Origin of the sequence: Aquipluma nitroreducens, assembly GCF_009689585.1 — a bacterium.
GTDB lineage: Bacteria > Bacteroidota > Bacteroidia > Bacteroidales > Prolixibacteraceae > Aquipluma > Aquipluma nitroreducens.
The window spans coordinates 4408272-4425261 of sequence record NZ_AP018694.1; the positions used below are offsets into that span (position 1 = coordinate 4408272).

At 40.5% G+C, this 16990-nt stretch carries 19 protein-coding genes; 11 read left to right on the forward strand and 8 right to left on the reverse strand.

What is annotated here, in order from left to right:
* Positions 1–29 precede the first annotated feature (29 nt).
* Positions 30–548 (forward strand): GNAT family N-acetyltransferase, encoded by a 519-nt coding sequence (locus AQPE_RS18470; RefSeq protein WP_318347974.1) that lies wholly within the window; start codon positions 30–32, stop codon positions 546–548.
* Positions 549–622: 74 nt separating this feature from the next.
* On the opposite strand, the gene AQPE_RS18475 is transcribed toward AQPE_RS18470, so the two are convergent.
* From AQPE_RS18475 to AQPE_RS18485, 3 genes are all read right to left on the reverse strand, one after another.
* Positions 623–1816, reverse strand: coding sequence for a pyridoxal phosphate-dependent aminotransferase (locus AQPE_RS18475; RefSeq protein ID WP_318347975.1), 1194 nt, complete (start codon positions 1814–1816; stop codon positions 623–625).
* 112 nt (positions 1817–1928) lie between these two features.
* Positions 1929–2711: an alpha/beta fold hydrolase gene (locus tag AQPE_RS18480; protein WP_318347976.1), complete on the reverse strand. Its 783-nt coding sequence runs from the start codon at positions 2709–2711 to the stop codon at positions 1929–1931.
* A gap of 43 nt (positions 2712–2754) precedes the next feature.
* Positions 2755–3138 (reverse strand): co-chaperone GroES, encoded by a 384-nt coding sequence (locus AQPE_RS18485; RefSeq protein WP_318347977.1) that lies wholly within the window; start codon positions 3136–3138, stop codon positions 2755–2757.
* A gap of 413 nt (positions 3139–3551) precedes the next feature.
* On the opposite strand from AQPE_RS18485, the gene AQPE_RS18490 reads away from it, so the two are divergent.
* The 10 genes from AQPE_RS18490 (at position 3552) to AQPE_RS18535 (ending at position 12863) form a co-directional block, all read left to right on the forward strand.
* Entirely contained in the window at positions 3552–3881 is a 330-nt protein-coding gene (locus AQPE_RS18490; RefSeq protein ID WP_318347978.1) for a PadR family transcriptional regulator, read from the forward strand.
* A 46-nt stretch (positions 3882–3927) separates the two neighbouring features.
* Positions 3928–5508, forward strand: coding sequence for a PspC domain-containing protein (locus tag AQPE_RS18495; protein WP_318347979.1), 1581 nt, complete (start codon positions 3928–3930; stop codon positions 5506–5508).
* 120 nt (positions 5509–5628) lie between these two features.
* Entirely contained in the window at positions 5629–5832 is a 204-nt protein-coding gene (locus AQPE_RS18500; RefSeq protein WP_318347980.1) for a PspC domain-containing protein, read from the forward strand.
* A gap of 252 nt (positions 5833–6084) precedes the next feature.
* Positions 6085–7782, forward strand: coding sequence for a S41 family peptidase (locus AQPE_RS18505; protein ID WP_318347981.1), 1698 nt, complete (start codon positions 6085–6087; stop codon positions 7780–7782).
* 94 nt (positions 7783–7876) lie between these two features.
* Positions 7877–8485: a nicotinamide riboside transporter PnuC gene (gene pnuC / locus AQPE_RS18510; protein ID WP_318347982.1), complete on the forward strand. Its 609-nt coding sequence runs from the start codon at positions 7877–7879 to the stop codon at positions 8483–8485.
* A 114-nt stretch (positions 8486–8599) separates the two neighbouring features.
* Positions 8600–9142, forward strand: a complete 543-nt coding sequence (locus AQPE_RS18515; RefSeq protein WP_318347983.1) for an ATP-binding protein — start codon at positions 8600–8602, stop codon at positions 9140–9142.
* A 128-nt stretch (positions 9143–9270) separates the two neighbouring features.
* Complete coding sequence (gene epsC / locus AQPE_RS18520) at positions 9271–10200, forward strand: serine O-acetyltransferase EpsC (RefSeq protein WP_318347984.1); 930 nt, start codon at positions 9271–9273, stop codon at positions 10198–10200.
* Between the two features lie 24 nt (positions 10201–10224).
* Positions 10225–10788 (forward strand): Crp/Fnr family transcriptional regulator, encoded by a 564-nt coding sequence (locus AQPE_RS18525; protein WP_318347985.1) that lies wholly within the window; start codon positions 10225–10227, stop codon positions 10786–10788.
* 65 nt (positions 10789–10853) lie between these two features.
* Positions 10854–11633, forward strand: a complete 780-nt coding sequence (gene lpxA, locus AQPE_RS18530; RefSeq protein ID WP_318347986.1) for an acyl-ACP--UDP-N-acetylglucosamine O-acyltransferase — start codon at positions 10854–10856, stop codon at positions 11631–11633.
* A gap of 69 nt (positions 11634–11702) precedes the next feature.
* Positions 11703–12863 (forward strand): THUMP domain-containing class I SAM-dependent RNA methyltransferase, encoded by a 1161-nt coding sequence (locus AQPE_RS18535; RefSeq protein ID WP_318347987.1) that lies wholly within the window; start codon positions 11703–11705, stop codon positions 12861–12863.
* A 374-nt stretch (positions 12864–13237) separates the two neighbouring features.
* Here the strand turns inward: AQPE_RS18535 and AQPE_RS18540 are convergent, their stop codons facing one another.
* From AQPE_RS18540 to AQPE_RS18560, 5 genes are all read right to left on the reverse strand, one after another.
* Entirely contained in the window at positions 13238–13588 is a 351-nt protein-coding gene (locus AQPE_RS18540) for a bleomycin resistance protein (RefSeq protein WP_318347988.1), read from the reverse strand.
* A gap of 24 nt (positions 13589–13612) precedes the next feature.
* Positions 13613–14374, reverse strand: a complete 762-nt coding sequence (locus AQPE_RS18545; RefSeq protein ID WP_318347989.1) for a DUF3667 domain-containing protein — start codon at positions 14372–14374, stop codon at positions 13613–13615.
* Positions 14375–14684: 310 nt separating this feature from the next.
* Positions 14685–15503 (reverse strand): glutaminyl-peptide cyclotransferase, encoded by an 819-nt coding sequence (locus AQPE_RS18550; RefSeq protein WP_318347990.1) that lies wholly within the window; start codon positions 15501–15503, stop codon positions 14685–14687.
* A gap of 59 nt (positions 15504–15562) precedes the next feature.
* Positions 15563–16345, reverse strand: a complete 783-nt coding sequence (locus tag AQPE_RS18555; RefSeq protein ID WP_318347991.1) for an alpha/beta fold hydrolase — start codon at positions 16343–16345, stop codon at positions 15563–15565.
* A gap of 176 nt (positions 16346–16521) precedes the next feature.
* Positions 16522–16941, reverse strand: a complete 420-nt coding sequence (locus AQPE_RS18560) for an ester cyclase (protein WP_318347992.1) — start codon at positions 16939–16941, stop codon at positions 16522–16524.
* Positions 16942–16990 lie beyond the last annotated feature (49 nt).

The following is a 16990-nucleotide window of genomic DNA, read 5'->3' on the forward strand; positions in this document are numbered from 1 at the left end:
ATCAATACCAATTTTTCTAAATTAATACAATGACCGAATATAAAACTTTCGAAACAGAGAGGCTTATCATAAAGCCAACCTTTGAAGAGGATGCTGAATTTATATTTGAGTTATTAAACTCTCCGAATTGGTTGAAGTACATTGGAAATCGGAATGTTACCTCGATAGAAAGTGCAAGGGAATACATCAAATTAAAAATGCTACCGCAGTTTGAACGACTTGGATTTGGCAATTACACTGTAATTCGGAAATCGGACCAGGCTAAAATGGGTGTTTGCGGATTCTACGACCGGGATGGACTTGATGGTCTGGATATAGGGTTCGCTTTTCTTCAAAAATATGAAGGAAAAGGTTATGGTTTCGAATCGGCAAATAAGTTAAAACAAGTTGCTTTTACTGAGTTTGGAATAACTGAGATCGTTGCCATTACCACTCAGGATAACACGGCTTCTCAAAAACTGCTTGAAAAATTGGGTTTGACTCTTATCGGAACCACTAAAATTCCGAATGATAATGAAGAACTGCTTCTCTACAAAATCAGTAAGTGATAAAGTCAACGGTATAAAAAAAGCCTGATAGAATTGATCCATCAGGCTTAATATGTAAAGTTTAAAAGAAAATCTTATTTCAAAGTGGCCAATGCAGCTTTAATGCGGTCAAGCGATTTGGTCAGGTCCGCTTCCGAAGCGGCGTATGAAATACGGATACATTCAGGAGCGCCAAATGCTTCGCCCGAAACAACTCCTGTAAAGGCATTCGACAGGATAAATAAGCCCATATCGTCTGCATTATTGATGGTTACAGTGCCATCCGACTTTCCGAAGAAGGATGAAATGTCAGGAAAAACATAGAATGCGCCATCGGGTTTGCTGGTTTTAATACCAGGAATTTCGGCCAGTTTTGCCAGAACCAGATCGCGACGTTTATTGAATTGCTCAACCATTGCCTGCACTGTATCCAGCGGTGCGTTTAAAGCGGCAACCGAGGCAATTTGCGAAACTGAACATGGACCGGATGTATATTGTCCCTGTAATTTGTTGGCTGCTTTTGCCAACCAAAGTGGGGCTGCAATGTAGCCAATGCGGTAACCTGTCATGGCAAACGCTTTTGATACTCCATTAACAACAACTACCTGATCTTTAATTTTGGCAAATTGAGCAATGCTTTCGTGTTTGATGCCATAAACGATATGTTCGTAAATTTCGTCTGAAATCACAATGATGTTTGGATGTTTGGCAAAAATATCGGCAAAAGCTTTCAGTTCAGCTTTGGTATAAACGCTTCCGGTGGGGTTGCTCGGGCTGCTGAACAGGAACGCACGGGTTTTAGGCGTAATTGCAGCTTCCAATTGGGCTGGAGTGATTTTAAAATCGCTGTCAACAGTGGTTGGGATGATCACATTTACGCCTTCGTTCAGTTTGACCAACTCAATGTAAGTTACCCAGTAAGGCGCCGGAATAATCACTTCATCGCCTTTGTTGATTAAGCATTGCAACAAGTTGGCGATCGAGTGTTTCGCACCGTTTGATACAATAATCTGGTTGGTTGCATATTCCAGTCCATTGTCGCGTTTCAGTTTATCTGAAATGGCTTTCAGCAACGAAGCATAGCCCGGAACTGGTGAATACGTTGAATAGTTATCATCAATGGCCTTTTTTGCGGCGTCTTTGATGAAATCGGGGGTGTTAAAATCAGGTTCACCAACGCCAAGGCTGATCACGTCGATGCCTTTTTCTTTTAATTCGCGGCTTTTTTGGGCCACAGCCAGGGTGGCAGATTCCGATAAACAGGCTACTCTGTCTGAAACTCTCTCCATAACTGATATTTAAGTGGGTTTAATGTTTAATTTATTTTCGGGTGCAATATATGAAAAATACTAATTGCGTTGTTCTGTTGGTTTCAATTTGAAAATAAAATGCCTGAAAAATTTACGATTTGTTATTAGTGCCATGCAAAGCTAAAAAATCATGCACTTTATGCTGTAACTTTTGATAATCCTTATAGTCAGAAACAACAAAAAGTTCTGACCCATGAATCAACTGATGAAGATTTTGTGCCATTTCGAAAGGATGGTTTATATCATTCGGTATTGAAACAATCAATGTAGGAACATCTATTTTTGCAATTTGTTCGCGTGATGGCAGATCGGAAGCTGCTCCTCCCAAATAGATTCGTGAATAATAAGGTGGCTCAAACCCCAGACGATTATCCAACAACCTTTGCCTGGTTCCGCGATAAATTTGCTCAAAAAAATCAGGTGGATCCTGACTCCATTGAATGATTCTTTTCAGGATTTCAGGAACAGTTTTTCCGTTGGTTTTGGATACGATCTTTTTGTAAACTGCTATTACGTCGTTGCGCATTTCCCAGGCCGGGGGAGGAGTGACCAACACCAATGCCTTTACCCGCTCCGGAAACCGGACTGCGGCATGAAGACTTGTGGCCGCTCCCATCGACAATCCGCCCATCACTACTTTGTCGTAATTTTGAGCGTTAAGAATGCACATTAATTCGTCAGTTAATGCGGGCCAGGAATAATCGCCATCAGTCGATTGATCGCAGTAATTGTACCTGACTACTGAAACCAGATCCTGTATCGAATTAAAATCTATTAATGAATAAACCGAATCAGATTCTACGGAGTTCAGCATTCCATGAAGCCAGATAAACGGCTGGCCTTCTCCCTGTATATTTAATTGTGGCGTTTTCAAGATTTTGTTTGTATTTCTGAATACTGCGACTGCTAACTGGACACTATTCAAACAAACCTTCGTCGCGAATAAGCATCAAAATTGAAGAATGTGGCAGAATGATGAATTTTTCTTTGTTGAATTCAATTTCCCATCTACTCTTATTGAGGTAAACTGCCAGGTCGCCCGCTTTGGCCTGAAGAGGAACATATTGAACCTGCTCCTTCTTTTCTTTCCAGGGTTCGTCAACATCAGTCATGGCCGGAATCGGATACCCGGGACCGACTTTAACAATATAGCCGCTTTGTGTTTTTTCATTTTCCTGAACATTTGGCGGCAAATATAACCCAGAAGCGGTTTTTCCCTGTGGATTTTTAGGGCGTATCAATACACGGTCACCTATGAGTATAAACTTATCCAGGTCTTTTTCATCAATAATGAGTGACATTGCTGTTTCGTTTTGATTTTGCGACAAAGATAAGACAATCGGGTTTATTGATTCGCTTTTCAGATCTTTATAACTCTTTTTTAAAGCGAAATTCTATTTATTCAATGCAAAATGTTATTTGTTTTATTTGACTTTTAAAAATATTTCAAATTCCATAAACTTTTAATTGTCAATAAATCAGTTGTTTATATTTATGTTGAAAAATATTTTGAAAATATATGGTACTATGTGTTGCATGGTATCATATAAAAGATATATATTTGCAGTACAAATAACAATGTAACGGAAGGTATAGGTTAAAAAAAAGAACTATACAGTTTGTAACCAAAACAAATAACTGATGTCATAGGAATTGAGAACAAACTTTTAAAAACAGAAAACCAAAAAACAATAAAACAGAGGAGGAGAAAATCATGAAACTGGAAAGCACAAAAGCACAAATGAGAAAAGGGGTACTCGAATACTGTATTCTGTCGGTTCTTGAGAACAAGCCTCTTTATGTTAGTGACATTGTTCAAAATCTGGAGAAGTCGGAATTGGTTGTTGTGGAAGGCACACTTTACCCAATGCTGACCCGGCTTAAAAACGAAGGCTACCTTGGATACCATTGGGAAGAATCGTTTCAGGGTCCACCACGAAAGTATTACGAATTGACCGAACCCGGAAAACTATTCCTGGCCGAACTCGGAAAATTCTGGAAGGAATTGGTTGACGCCGTTTTTCGGATTAACTGCCAGCAGTAGACCAAAGTATTCAATAGAATCAGAAACAATTAAAACAATAGAAACCATGAAAAAGACATTCACAATAAACATTAGCGGGAGCGTTTTCCACATCGAAGAAGATGCTTTTGAAAAACTACAGGATTATCTGAAATTGTTGAATCGCTTTTTTGAAACTCAAAAAGGTGGACAGGAAATTTTACAGGATATTGAATCGCGCATTGCTGAACTGCTTCAGGAAAAAATAAACTCAGGACAGGACGCTGTGACAGACGAATGGGTTGACGAAGTGATGCAACGAATGGGAAACCCTGAAGATTTTATGGACCAGGAAGAACCTGAAAATACAGAAACTTCAGCAAAAGAATTGAAAGGCGAAAAAACAAAAAAACGAATGTACCGCGATAGCGAAAGCCGTGTTTTGGGTGGAGTTTGTTCCGGAATGAGCGCCTATTTCAATATTGACCCTGTATTTCTCCGGATACTTTTTGTATTGCTGGTTTTCGTCGGAGTTGGCATTTCAGCTATCGTTTACCTGATTTTATGGATTGTGGTTCCGAAAGCACGCACAACAGCTCAACGGCTTGAAATGCGGGGTGAGGATGCGACCATTTCGAACATCCGGAAGACCGTTCAGGAAGAAGTAGATGAAGTAAAGAATAGTTTTTCGAAAATGAATCGTTCTGAATCGGCTCAAAAAGGTAGAGATATTGCGAATAAAGCTGGACAAGCTACAGTTCAGGTTGCTAAAGGTTTGGGGCGTGTTGTAGCGGTCTTCTTTGGAAGCTTATTTATTCTGACTGGATTTGTTGGGCTTATAGCTGCAATGGTTTCACTTGCCGTTGGAGGTACCGTATTTCACAGTTCGGCTTCAGGATTGAACTCTGGTGTTGATTTAAACGGATTTTTAAGCTATGTGGTTAGTCCGGGATTGGTTAGTGTGTCTATTTTATTGATGGTTTTGTTAATCGGTATCCCTTTGCTGGCCATCCTTTTTGTCGGGACTAAATTGGTTTTCAGGTACAAAACAAATAACAAATTGATAGGCCTTGGCGCTTTTGGAATTTGGTTGGTGGCTTTGGTTGCTATGATCGGAGTCACTGCTGGTCAGGTCAATAATTTCAGTCAGAAAAACACCATTTCTTCAGTGAAACAGCTCAATTGCCAGAATGTTAAAACGATTCGAATCGAGCTTGGAACTTTAGCTGAAAGTGTTGAAAATAGTTCGGATGTGCGATTCGATGATTTTACCCTGATCAAATCGAATGGCGAAAATGTATTGGCCGGAAACCCAAGCCTTCGTATAGAATCGACTACTGCGCCCGACTTTTCGGTGGTGATCAGCAAACAAGCTCGTGGACGAAATGCCACCGAAGTCCAAAATAACCTGAATTTGATTCAGTACGAATTTACGAGCAAGGATTCTACGCTGACACTCAATCGTTTTTTTAACATCGGAAATCAGGCTAAATGGAGAAAGCAAGAAGTGAAGGTTACATTGAAAGTTCCAACAGGCAAACAGGTTTATCTGGTAAAAGATTTGGATCAGTTGCATTTCGATTTTGATAATGTGAACAACATTTGGTCGAAGGAAATGACAGGTAAAACCTGGGTAATGACTCCCGAAGGACTTTCGATAAAAGAATAAATGTTTCGGGTTACGAGATACGCGTTTCGGGTTTTTACCCGCAACGCGAAACCCGCAACAAACCAGTTCAAAGAGCAATTGAAACAACAGAAACAACAAAACAATTTAAAACTTAAAATCATGAAACGGTTAACACGCTCAAACGACAAATTAGTGGCTGGTGTAATCAGCGGAATTTCAAACTATGTGAACCCTGAACTTGACCCTGTATTTTTACGACTGGCATTTGCCTGGATTACCTTTTTCAATCCGTACCTGATATTGGTATATTTCGGAATGGCTCTGATTCTACCCAAGGAACCCGTAAGCTATCCGCAACAATAATTAATAAAGAACCGGTTTAGGCCGGTTTTTTTATGAGTTGAAAATATCATCAAACATAAATCTAATTGAGTGTAATGTTATCCATCAGTGCGGTACAAATGAACACAAATAGGTACTGAATGTTAACTAATATTAAGAAGGACAACAATTGAGGACAGGTTTTATCCGTTATCTTTGTTATTCAGATAAATTTGAGATTGGTTTGGAGTTGAATGGAGAAAAGGATACCAATCTGATTTAATACATACAATTATGAGATTTAAAAATAAAATAGCAGGTATTTCAATTTTGCTGGGGGGGATGATGGTTGCAGGTATTGGCGAATTGAAAGCCCAGGATGTTCAGGAAAACACCATGAAATTCGGTCGGTTGCTTCGATTGGTGGATAGCTACTATGTTGATTCAACAAAAATTGGTGATTTGACTGAAAAAGCCATTGTCGAGGTTTTGCGAAATCTGGATCCCCACTCGGTTTATATCTCGAAAGAGGAAGTAGAAAAAATGAATGAACCTCTTCAGGGTAATTTTGAAGGAGTAGGTATCTCATTTAATGTTTTTCGCGATACTTTAATGGTTGTAACTACTATTCCTGGTGGTCCTTCTGAAAAAGTTGGACTTCGGGCGGGCGACCGGATCGTTCAGGTGGATGCGAAAAAAATAGCCGCAATCGGTTTGAAAAATACGGATGTTTACGACTTGTTGCGTGGTAAAAAAGGTACCAAGGTTGATTTAAAGATCAAACGAAAGGGAGAGCTAAACATTTTGGATTTCACCGTTATTCGCGATAAAATTCCAATCAATAGTCTTGATGCATCGTACATGCTTAATGAGAATACCGGATACATTAAACTAAATAAGTTCTCGGCCACAACAACCAGTGAATTTTACGATGCGATTAAAGCGTTGAAATCCAACTCTAAGTTAAACAGTCTGGTGTTGGATTTACGTGGAAATGGCGGTGGATACCTGACCGCAGCGATTGAACTAGCCGATCAGTTTTTAACAGCCTACAAACTGGTCGTTTATACTTCAGGACTTCATGCTGAGAAAAAAGAATACAGCGCAACTCCGCTTGGAGAGCTTGAACAGGGGAAATTGGTCGTGTTAATCGATGAAGGTTCCGCTTCGGCCAGTGAAATTGTATCGGGTGCTATTCAGGATTGGGATCGCGGCGTTTTAATTGGCCGTCGTTCTTACGGAAAAGGATTGGTTCAACAGCCTTTCCCATTGACCGATGGTTCGATGATACGATTGACAACTGCTCACTATTACACACCAAGTGGCCGATGCATTCAAAAGCCATATACCGATGGTGTTGAAGCCTATCAAAAGGATTATATGCACCGCATTGAGAACGGTGAACTTTTCTCGAAGGACAGCGTCGTTCAGAACAAGGCAGAGAAGTTTTTGACCAAAACAACCAAACGTACAGTTTATGGCGGCGGTGGAATTATGCCCGATTTGTTTATTCCGCTTGATACTTCAAAATATTACGTCTATTACAATACCCTGAATCGCAAAAATGTTGTGTACTCAGGTGTTCTTGACATTATGGATGCCAATCGGGATGCTTTTAAGCAAAAATATACTGATTTCAAAACCTTTAACGACAAGTTTGAGGTGACTGATGAAATGGTCGATAAAATTATTGCTGCAGGCGATAAAATTGATGCAGATAAAATTACCGATGATGTTGATGGGACTCCGGTTGAGGCAAAACCAGAGAAAAATCAGAAGGAAGTGAAAAAAGAAAGCCCAAAACCCGATCAGAAGAGCATTGATTTTGCTCGTCCTTTACTGAAAAAGCAAATGAAAGGTTTGATTGCCCGCGATCTGTTCTCAATTAGTGAATATTTCCAGATTATGAATGGCGACGATGAAGCGATTAAAAAAGCAGTTGAGGTAATCAACAAAAGGGGAGAGTACGAAAAAATACTTTCGGGGAAATAAAAGGTAGTGAGAAAATAATGTTGAGAGTTGCGCGATACGGGTTCCGAGGAAAACCCGCAACCTCTAACCTGCAACCCGTAACTTGAATTTTTTTATGGAACTAATAATCAAATGGCTTTCAGGAAATTACATTGAGCTCCTGGGAGCCATTTTAGGTATCGCCTATATCTTCTTTTCCATTCGGCAGAGCATTCTGACGTGGCCGGTAGGTTTGTTGACATCCGTTCTTTATGTCTGGGTATTTTTTGTGTCGAAGTTGTATGCCGACATGGGATTACAAATGTATTACGTGGCAATCAGCATTTATGGATGGTACGAATGGTTGCGCGGAAATCAATCCAATCATGCCGAACCCATCAAAGTGAGCCGTTTATCCCTGAAATTGGGCTTTATTCTTTCAATAGTCAGTGTATTCCTGTTTATCCTGATTTGGTTTATCCTGAAAAACTACACCGATTCGCCCGTTCCGATGGCTGATGGGTTGGCAACTGCGCTCAGCATTGTGGCTACCTGGATGCTTGCGCGTAAAATCCTTGAACATTGGCTGGTCTGGATTTTTGTCGATGCGTTTTCCGTAGGATTGTTCTGGTACAAGGATCTTTTACCTACAGTTATCCTGTTTGTGGTGTACACCGTTATGGCTTATATTGGTTACCGCGAATGGAAAAGGGAAAGCCCCCTCCAAACCTCCCCCGAGGGGTGAGGCTTCGCTTGTTGCATATAGGGAGCAGAAAATTTCGTAGTGGCTTAGTGTCTTGGTGGCAAAAAATGCAATGTTTACTGCAGTTTTCTCATGTACTCATGTACTTTTGTACTTATGCATAATGCTCAAATAAAACAAATACGAATTGCCGTAACTGGTCCTGAATCGACTGGGAAATCAACATTAAGCCAACAATTGGCTGAAGAATTTAATGGTCGGTTTATTCCTGAATTTGCACGTGAATACATCGGGAAGTTGTCGCATCATTATACATTCGAAGATGTTGAAGCCATCGCCAAAGCTCAGGTTGAACAATATCGCTTAACTAAAAGCAGTTCCGAAAATCTCTTTTTTTTCGATACCTGGCTTATCATCACCAAAGTATGGTTTCTCTGGTCTTTTCAGAAAATGCCGGAATGGTTGGACCTTGAAATTCGCAACTGCAGGATGGACTTGTTTTTGCTTTGCCGACCCGATTTGCCATGGGAGGCCGATCCGGTTCGCGAAAATGGTGGAGAGAATCGTTTGAAGTTGTTTGAACTTTACATCGGAGAATTGAAACATTATGGTTTTAACTTTGTTGAAATCGGCGGCGTAGGAGAGGAGCGCTTAAGCAATGCAATTGATGTCGTTCGCAATTTTTGTCGGTTGCAATAAAACTTTCAGCAGTTTGAGTTTGAATTCATCACTAAATATTTGATTTTTGCTGAATATCAAATTTCATTCGAATTCCTTGTCATTCGTGAAAATGAAAATATGTATTAATTGTAATAAATTCCTGTAAAATGTCTTCCGAAATAAATATTGAACACAAAATGCGGAGCGCCGTTGAGCAGTTGGCCAATCAGAATTCATTAAATCTGGTTTGCCACGAACACCGCATTGGAGAACCATTGCCCTCAATCGAAAAGTTGAATAAGTTTGTTGGAATTGTCCGCGAGATCTTATTCCCGGGATACTTTGGAAATACGAGTTTGCGTTCGAATACGATCAAACACTATATTGGGGTATATGTTGATGAGCTGTTTGAACTTCTTTCGGAACAGATTCTGGCAGGTTTATGTTTTACCTGTGCTAATCCGGAGCAAGTTGATATGCAGGAACGGTCGAAGTTTGCGCAGGGACTGGCATCCGAATTTATTTCGTTTCTGCCTGAAATCCGCCGGTTGCTGGTAACCGATGTCGAGGCCGCATATCTGGGCGATCCGGCAGCCAACAGCCAAAGCGAAGTTATTTATTGCTACCCGACCATCAGGGCAATTATCAACCATAGGGTGGCTCACCAATTGCTTAAATTGGGTGTACCGCTTATTCCACGTATCATTTCTGAAATGGGACATTCCGAAACTGGTATTGATATTCATCCGGGAGCGCAGATTGGCGAAGCCTTTACAATCGATCACGGAACTGGTGTAGTAATTGGTTCAACCTGTATTATTGGCAGCAATGTGAAATTGTATCAAGGCGTAACACTGGGTGCAAAAAGCTTTCCGCTCGATAAAGACGGTAATCCAATAAAAGGCATTCCACGTCACCCGATTGTTGAAGATAATGTGATTATTTACGCTCAGGCAACCATTTTAGGCCGAATCAGGATTGGAGCAAATTCAGTAATCGGTGGAAACGTATGGGTAACCAGTAGTTTGCCGCCAAACACCAAACTCGTTCAGTCGAAGGCCAAAGAAACTGATTTCAGCGACGGCGCCGGAATTTAATGGGTTTTTGCATAGGATACCAAAATGATAGAACTTATTCGTTTTATAAATCAGTTCGAAAAATTAGATCCAGAAACAGAAGAGGCTATTAAGAATTATTTCGAAGAAGTTACCTTCAGGAAAAATGAGTTTATCGTTGAAGAAGGACGGATTTGCACGAAGATTAATTTTATAAAATCAGGACTTGTTCGGCGTTTTTACCTTCAGGATGGCGAAGAAATAACGAAATGGCTATATCACGACAATCATTGGATAGCTATACTTTCAAGCTATTTCAATCAAAAACCATCATTCGAATTCCTTCAGGCATGCGAAAATACAACGGTTTATTCGTTGTCGTTCGAGAATGAACAAAAGTTACTTGAATACCCGCTTTTCTTCAAGTTTTACGCGCATTTTTTCAGGTATTCGTTAGCTGCGTTCGACGAATTTCATTTTGTATTTGGATCGATGTCTGCTCAAAAGAAATATAAGTATTTGCTCGACAAATTTCCACTGCTGATCCGGAAGGCCAAACAAAAACACATTGCCTCGCTGTTAAATGTGAGCCAGGAAACATTAAGCCGGATTCGCGCTACAATTAATTGACATTACATCAAATAAACTCCTTTTAATTTCAGCAACATTTGCACTTTTAACTTAACAGAAATGCTATGATTTCGAAAAGTGCAATAATTGGGAAAAAAGCTCAGATTGGAAAGAATGTCCAGATCGGGAATTTTGCGACAATTGACGACGATGTTGTGATCGGCGCGAATACCCGGATTGGCAACTATGTCCATATTCAAAACGGAGCCAGAATCGGTGAAAACTGCCAGATTCATGCAAGTGCCGTGCTTGCAGGCGAACCACAGGATTTGAAATATAAAGGCGAATACACAACGCTGGAAATAGGCAATAACAACATCATCCGTGAATTTGTCACCATAAACCGGGGAACAGCTTCACGAGGAAAAACGGTGATCGGGCACAACAACCTGATCATGGCCAATTCGCACATTGGGCACGATTGTGTGATTGGCGATCATTGTGTAATTGGTTTTAACGTTGGAATGGCAGGTGAGGTCACAGTGTCTGATTGGGCAAATGTGAGTGGATTAACCGGGATTCATCAGTTTTCGAGGATTGGTACCCACGCTATGGTTGGAGGACTAAGCAAAATTGTTAAAGATGTTCCGCCTTATGTAATCGCTGCACGAGATCCGTTGACCTACGAAGGAATAAACTCCATCGGATTAAGTCGTAGGGGATTCGAATCCTTTAAAATCAACGAACTGAAAGAGATTTACCGGATCATTTTTCAGGAAAGAAGAAATTTAACTCATGCACTCGATCTGATTGAAACGAACTTTAAAGTGACTCCGGAACGTGATGAAATCATTCGTTTTATTCGAAACTCGAACCGCGGAATAATTAAAGGTTGCAAGGAATAGAAACTTCTGCAAATATTTTAGACTTTTGTAGTTGGTTTTATTTTCGTTACATAACTTAAAAGAGATACATTGAAAAATCAAAATTATACAGCCACCACGTTGGCCGGACTTGAAGAAGTACTGGCTCAGGAATTAATCGAAATTGGCGCCGACGAAGTTCAGATTGGGCGGCGGTCGGTTTATTTTAGCGGCGACCAGAAAATGCTCTACAAGGCCAATTATTGTTTGCGTACCGCTTTGCGCATTCTGGTTCCGATTGATTCGTACAAAATCTATTCGGTTGACGATTTGTATCAGCGGGCAAAAAACTTCAAGTGGGAAGAGCTGTTTGACTGCGATCAGACTTTTGCAATTCAGAGTACCGTTTTTTCGGATTTGTTTGATAATTCGATGTATGCTTCGTTGAAACTGAAAGATGCCATCGTCGATCGTTTCAGGTATAAATTTGACAATCGCCCAAATGTTGATTCCAAAAATCCGGATGTGCTGATCAACCTGCATATCAGCGCCGAGTATTGCACCATTTCGCTCGATAGCAGCGGCGAATCGTTGCATAAACGCGGTTACAGGGTAGGGCAGAACGAAGCTCCGATGAGCGAAGTTTTGGCTGCCGGACTGCTCCGACTATCGGATTGGGATTGCAAAAGCAATCTGATCGACCCCATGTGCGGATCGGGAACCATTGCCATCGAGGCAGCTATGCTGGCTAACGGAATTTATCCCGGAAGTATTCGCAAAAGCTTTGGGTTTAAGAACTGGCAAAGTTTCAATGCCGAGTTGTTTAAACGGATGGAAAATGAAGTTCAGCCGGCAGAACAAGCACCTGTTCGGATTTCAGCGTCCGATATTTTACGCCGCAACATCGATATCGCATCTAAAAATGCCGATGAAGCTGGTGTTGGCTCTTTGATTGATTTTAAAATTTCCGATTTTAAAGTGCTTGAACCAGCTTCAGAAAAGCCTTTCCTGTTGTTCAATCCGCCTTATGGCGAAAGGTTGACTCCCGATGACACTAATTTTTACGGTATGATTGGCGAGCGCCTGAAACATCATTATACCAATGCCACGGTTTGGATCATCAGCACGCCGCAATGCCTCAAATCGATCGGATTGCGCCCTTCGCGCAAAATTCCAATCCTGAATGGTTCGTTGGAATGTAGTTTCCGAAAATACGAATTGTATTCGGGATCGAAAAAGTTTGTTGCCGGTAAGGATGGCGCCGAAGCCTAAATTCGCTTCCTCTTTTGAACCACATAATCACATAGGTCACATCGAAAAAGAAGTAAGTAATGAGAATAAAATAATGTCGTATTCCTTTTCTGTTTACTCCTAAATCCCCTAAAGCGGACTTAGTTCATTGACAATCGGTTGCGATGCTCACGGCTCAAGCCCCTTCAGGGGTTTGTGGTGAAAAAAATACGACAACAAATAGTTCGCAGAACTTAATATGGATCATGTTGAGAAACTGACACTGTTCTTCCCAATTTGCAATGGTTTTGTTCGAGGCGGTTGGTGCAAAATTGTAATTGGCACCTCTTGGCTGCGGATCTTTGATCCGTTTACCTGCTACATGTGATTGCAAATCGGCACTGGCAGGGTCCAATTTATATCCTTTGTCCAAAGGTCAGCAAATTATTGTCGGGGTCAAGTAATGCAAATTCTTTTTGTCCCCATGGTTTGTTTTGCAAATGTCCATTGGGATGTATACTTGTTTTATTGTCAAGCAATGATTGATAAAGTTTGTCGATATCTTCAGTTCTGATATAAACCTGTCCATAGTTTTCTTTTGGGTCAAGACCTTTAAACTCAAAAAAATGAATTTCTATATTGTCTTTACCAACGATTAAATAGTCGCCAAAGTCACCAAGCTCCTTAAAACTTAAATTGTTCAGGTAAAAGGCTTTGGTTAACGTTTTATCACGCATTGGTAATTTTGGATTAATGGCTGTGAGCATATTTATAAATTAATTTGGTTTCTGTTAAGCGACTATATTGGCAATGAGCATACCCGTATACCAAATCATCATGTTAATTGTCGACATCAGCATATAGGTAAGCGTTGTAAGTCCCAGTACTTTAATCAGGTTAAGCTTATTGAAGAACTGGGCGTAACACCAACACATCAATATAAAGTCTAAGGGCTGGATGAGAAGTGCATAACGCATTAAGTTCTCAGGATCAGTTTTGTTGTATACGATAAATAGCACTGGAAACAATAGAAGGGCAACGACCAACACTAAACCCCTGTAGTACAGATTAAGTACTAGATGCTCAGCTAAATTGTATCCTTGTTTTTTAAATACCCAATATGAGGCCATGGTAGTGGTTAAAGCTAATAGCAATGCTGTATAGGCAAAATGATCTAAATTCCAGCGGATAGCTTTTTGGTAAAACTGAATTAGATTGCCATCTGCGTTTATTGGTTCAGCGCCAAAAGGATTATCAATGAAATAATGGTAAAGCAGCCCGTAGAAGGTTGCCAAAACAACTACAAACGACAAGGGCTTGAAATGATGAATTCTTTTCCCGTTTATAAATTCCCGGATGGAATGTCCGGGTCTTCTCAGAAGCTGTTTAATGGTATAAAAAATACCATTGTCGAAATGAAAAATTCCGTGCTGAATATCATGCCAGATGTAATGCAGGCTCAAATCAGGAGTATTTGCAGCCTGGCCGCAACGATTACAATACTTACCCTCGAAGGTGTGATTACAGTTTTTGCAAATGGTTGAATGCTCCATATTTGTTTGTTGAGTTTTATTTTGCCCAAAAGTTGCTGCATCCGCTGGCTGTATTGTCAATTGCCGGTTTCAAAGCACTTTTCACTCACATTGCAATCGTTTTTGTATGCCGACGCAGTTGTTTGAATTACAACAGCTGCGGCAAATAATTGCTTCAGGATATTGTGCTTTAACATTGATTAAAGTTAATTGGTTTAATTGGAAATTACTCCTTTCCCTTAAACAATCCAAACGATAAAAATGCGCGGGAGCAGGGGTGCTAATGTTCCGCTACAAGCAGGCGTAGTTTGCTGCTATGGGCTATTGTTTATTAGTCATTAATTTTTAGCTCATAAATTTTGGGCCAAAGCTTACCAGTCACGAAAATCCTGTCATTGATTGAGTCGTAAGCAATACCGTTCATTTCTAAGGAACCCGGGTTTATGTTTTTACATTCATCGGCCAAAGGAGTCAAATCGATTTGACCGGTTACCTGGCCTGATGCCGGGTCAATTTTAACTATTGTATTTTTCGTCCAGATGTTAGCATAAATGTAACCTTTTATGTATTCCAGCTCATTTAGGTTTTCTTTCACATATCCGTTTTCAGTAACCGAAACTGATTTAATCACCTGTAAATTGTCGGGATCCAGATAAGTCAATTTAAATGTACCGTCGCTCATGATTAAATATTTTCCATCCGTTGTCATGCCCCAGCCTTCTTCACCCGGGAAAGTAAATTCACCTGTTTTCTTAAAGCTGGTTGCATCATAAATAAATCCAACCTTGGTTTTATAGGTAAGTTGAAATACTTTCCCATTTAAAAATGTTATACCTTCTCCAAAATACTTAACTCTGTCTAGCTTTACTTTGGCATCAATTTTACCGGTCTTCAGGTCAACGATGCCAAACAATGATTCTGTCCAGGGTAATTCGGCGGGCGAACCAGTACTTTCGAATAAATCGCCATGGTGTATCAGAAGCCCTTCGGTGAAAGAAATTGTGTCGTGCGGGTACGATTTCATGTAAACGAAATCGATGGTTGGAATGGGCTTGTTTGTTGTACTACTGTTGCCTGAATTGCTTCCGCCGCCAGTGCATCCAAACAGTAAAAACGCAATCAAAACAATCGAAATCAGTCTTATCGTCATTGTTCTAAAATTATAATGTGTTGACGTAAATACAATCGCGCGGGGGCAGGGGTTCATTGTCACTTGCTTAACTCATTAAGAAATTGAAGGGCAGTTGATGTGAATGGAACCTTGGCCTCATAAATTGGAACATGGTCACCGCCTGGAATAATCCATAAGGCGGCATTGGGTATGGAACGGTAAATACTTACCGGAATTTCAACCGGGAAAAAGTGGTCTCTGTCGCCATGCACAATGAGCGTACGAGCTGTAATGGTCGATAAACTTTGTGCATCGAAATTCATGTCGTCATTGTTTTTGTGTAATGCGTTGAACTGTGAAATGAGTTGACGAATCTGTTCGTCACCGCGTTTTGCGCACTCCCGATACATTTTCCGCACTTCAGGAGGCATCGTGTCAAAAGAAGCTCTGCGCATAATTGCCCTTGCTTGATCTGGGAAATGAGAAGTTGTGCTAATCAGAACCATTGAGTCGATGCGGCTTGGTTGGCTTGTAGCCATGTGAAGCAGTGTCATTGCACCAGTACTCATTCCCATGGCAGAGAATTGATTAATTCCCAACTTTTCGAGCAAAAGGAACATGTCATTGGCTGCTTCCCGATGAGTGAATTTGTTTTCCGGATTGGTGGAGTAACCATGTCCGCGAAGGTCGGCAACAATCAGTCGAAAGTGCTCTGAAAGCTTGTCGATAAATGGATGCCAGTTCTGCGAACAACCACCAAACCCATGCAAAAGCAACAGCGGCTTTCCTACTCCGTATTCTTCGTAGTAAATTTCAATGTTGCTGATTTGAATGGAATGTCCTTGTGTTGTTGTTCGTTTAGGTGCGTATGTTTTTGTCATGAATTAATGTTTCTTATACTATTGTTGCTAATCGCAGTTGTCGTATCCTTAGCGCGAACCGATAACCCTACAAGCAGAAGCAGGCTGCGAATCCCGAACTGCCCGAGCGGAAAGATGCCCACCGAAAACCACTACTGCCAACGGGTCGCTGAAATTAGCTGCTGTCGTTTTGTTATTCACACTTTTTTTAATTCAGACAAAACCGTTTGTAAGGTATTAATGCCCCAATGTTCAATGTATTTTCCATCCTTTACTCGCACAATGTCAATTACATCAATTCTAATTTTCTGTCCAGTGGGAGGAATGTCGAATAATTTGCCATTGTGCGTCCCTGCTATAGATTTTCTTGTCACCACCTTATCACCTTCAGCTATTTGTTCATAAATTTCTACAGTCAAGTCAGGAAATGCTGGTCTTAAAACATTTGAAAATGTATTCCACATTCCGTCTGCGCCATTGGCTGCAGCAGGAGCTGTCCGGTTAATGAAATCATTGTCCATAAGTTGTCTGAAAGTATCAAGATTTCCTTGTTCAATTACTTCTTTATTGAAACGTATAACAATTTCTTTGTTCTTTTCTAAAATTTCAGTTGTCATCTTATTGATTTGTTTAACATTGTCTACTCGTATGGTGTAGCCCTTCTTT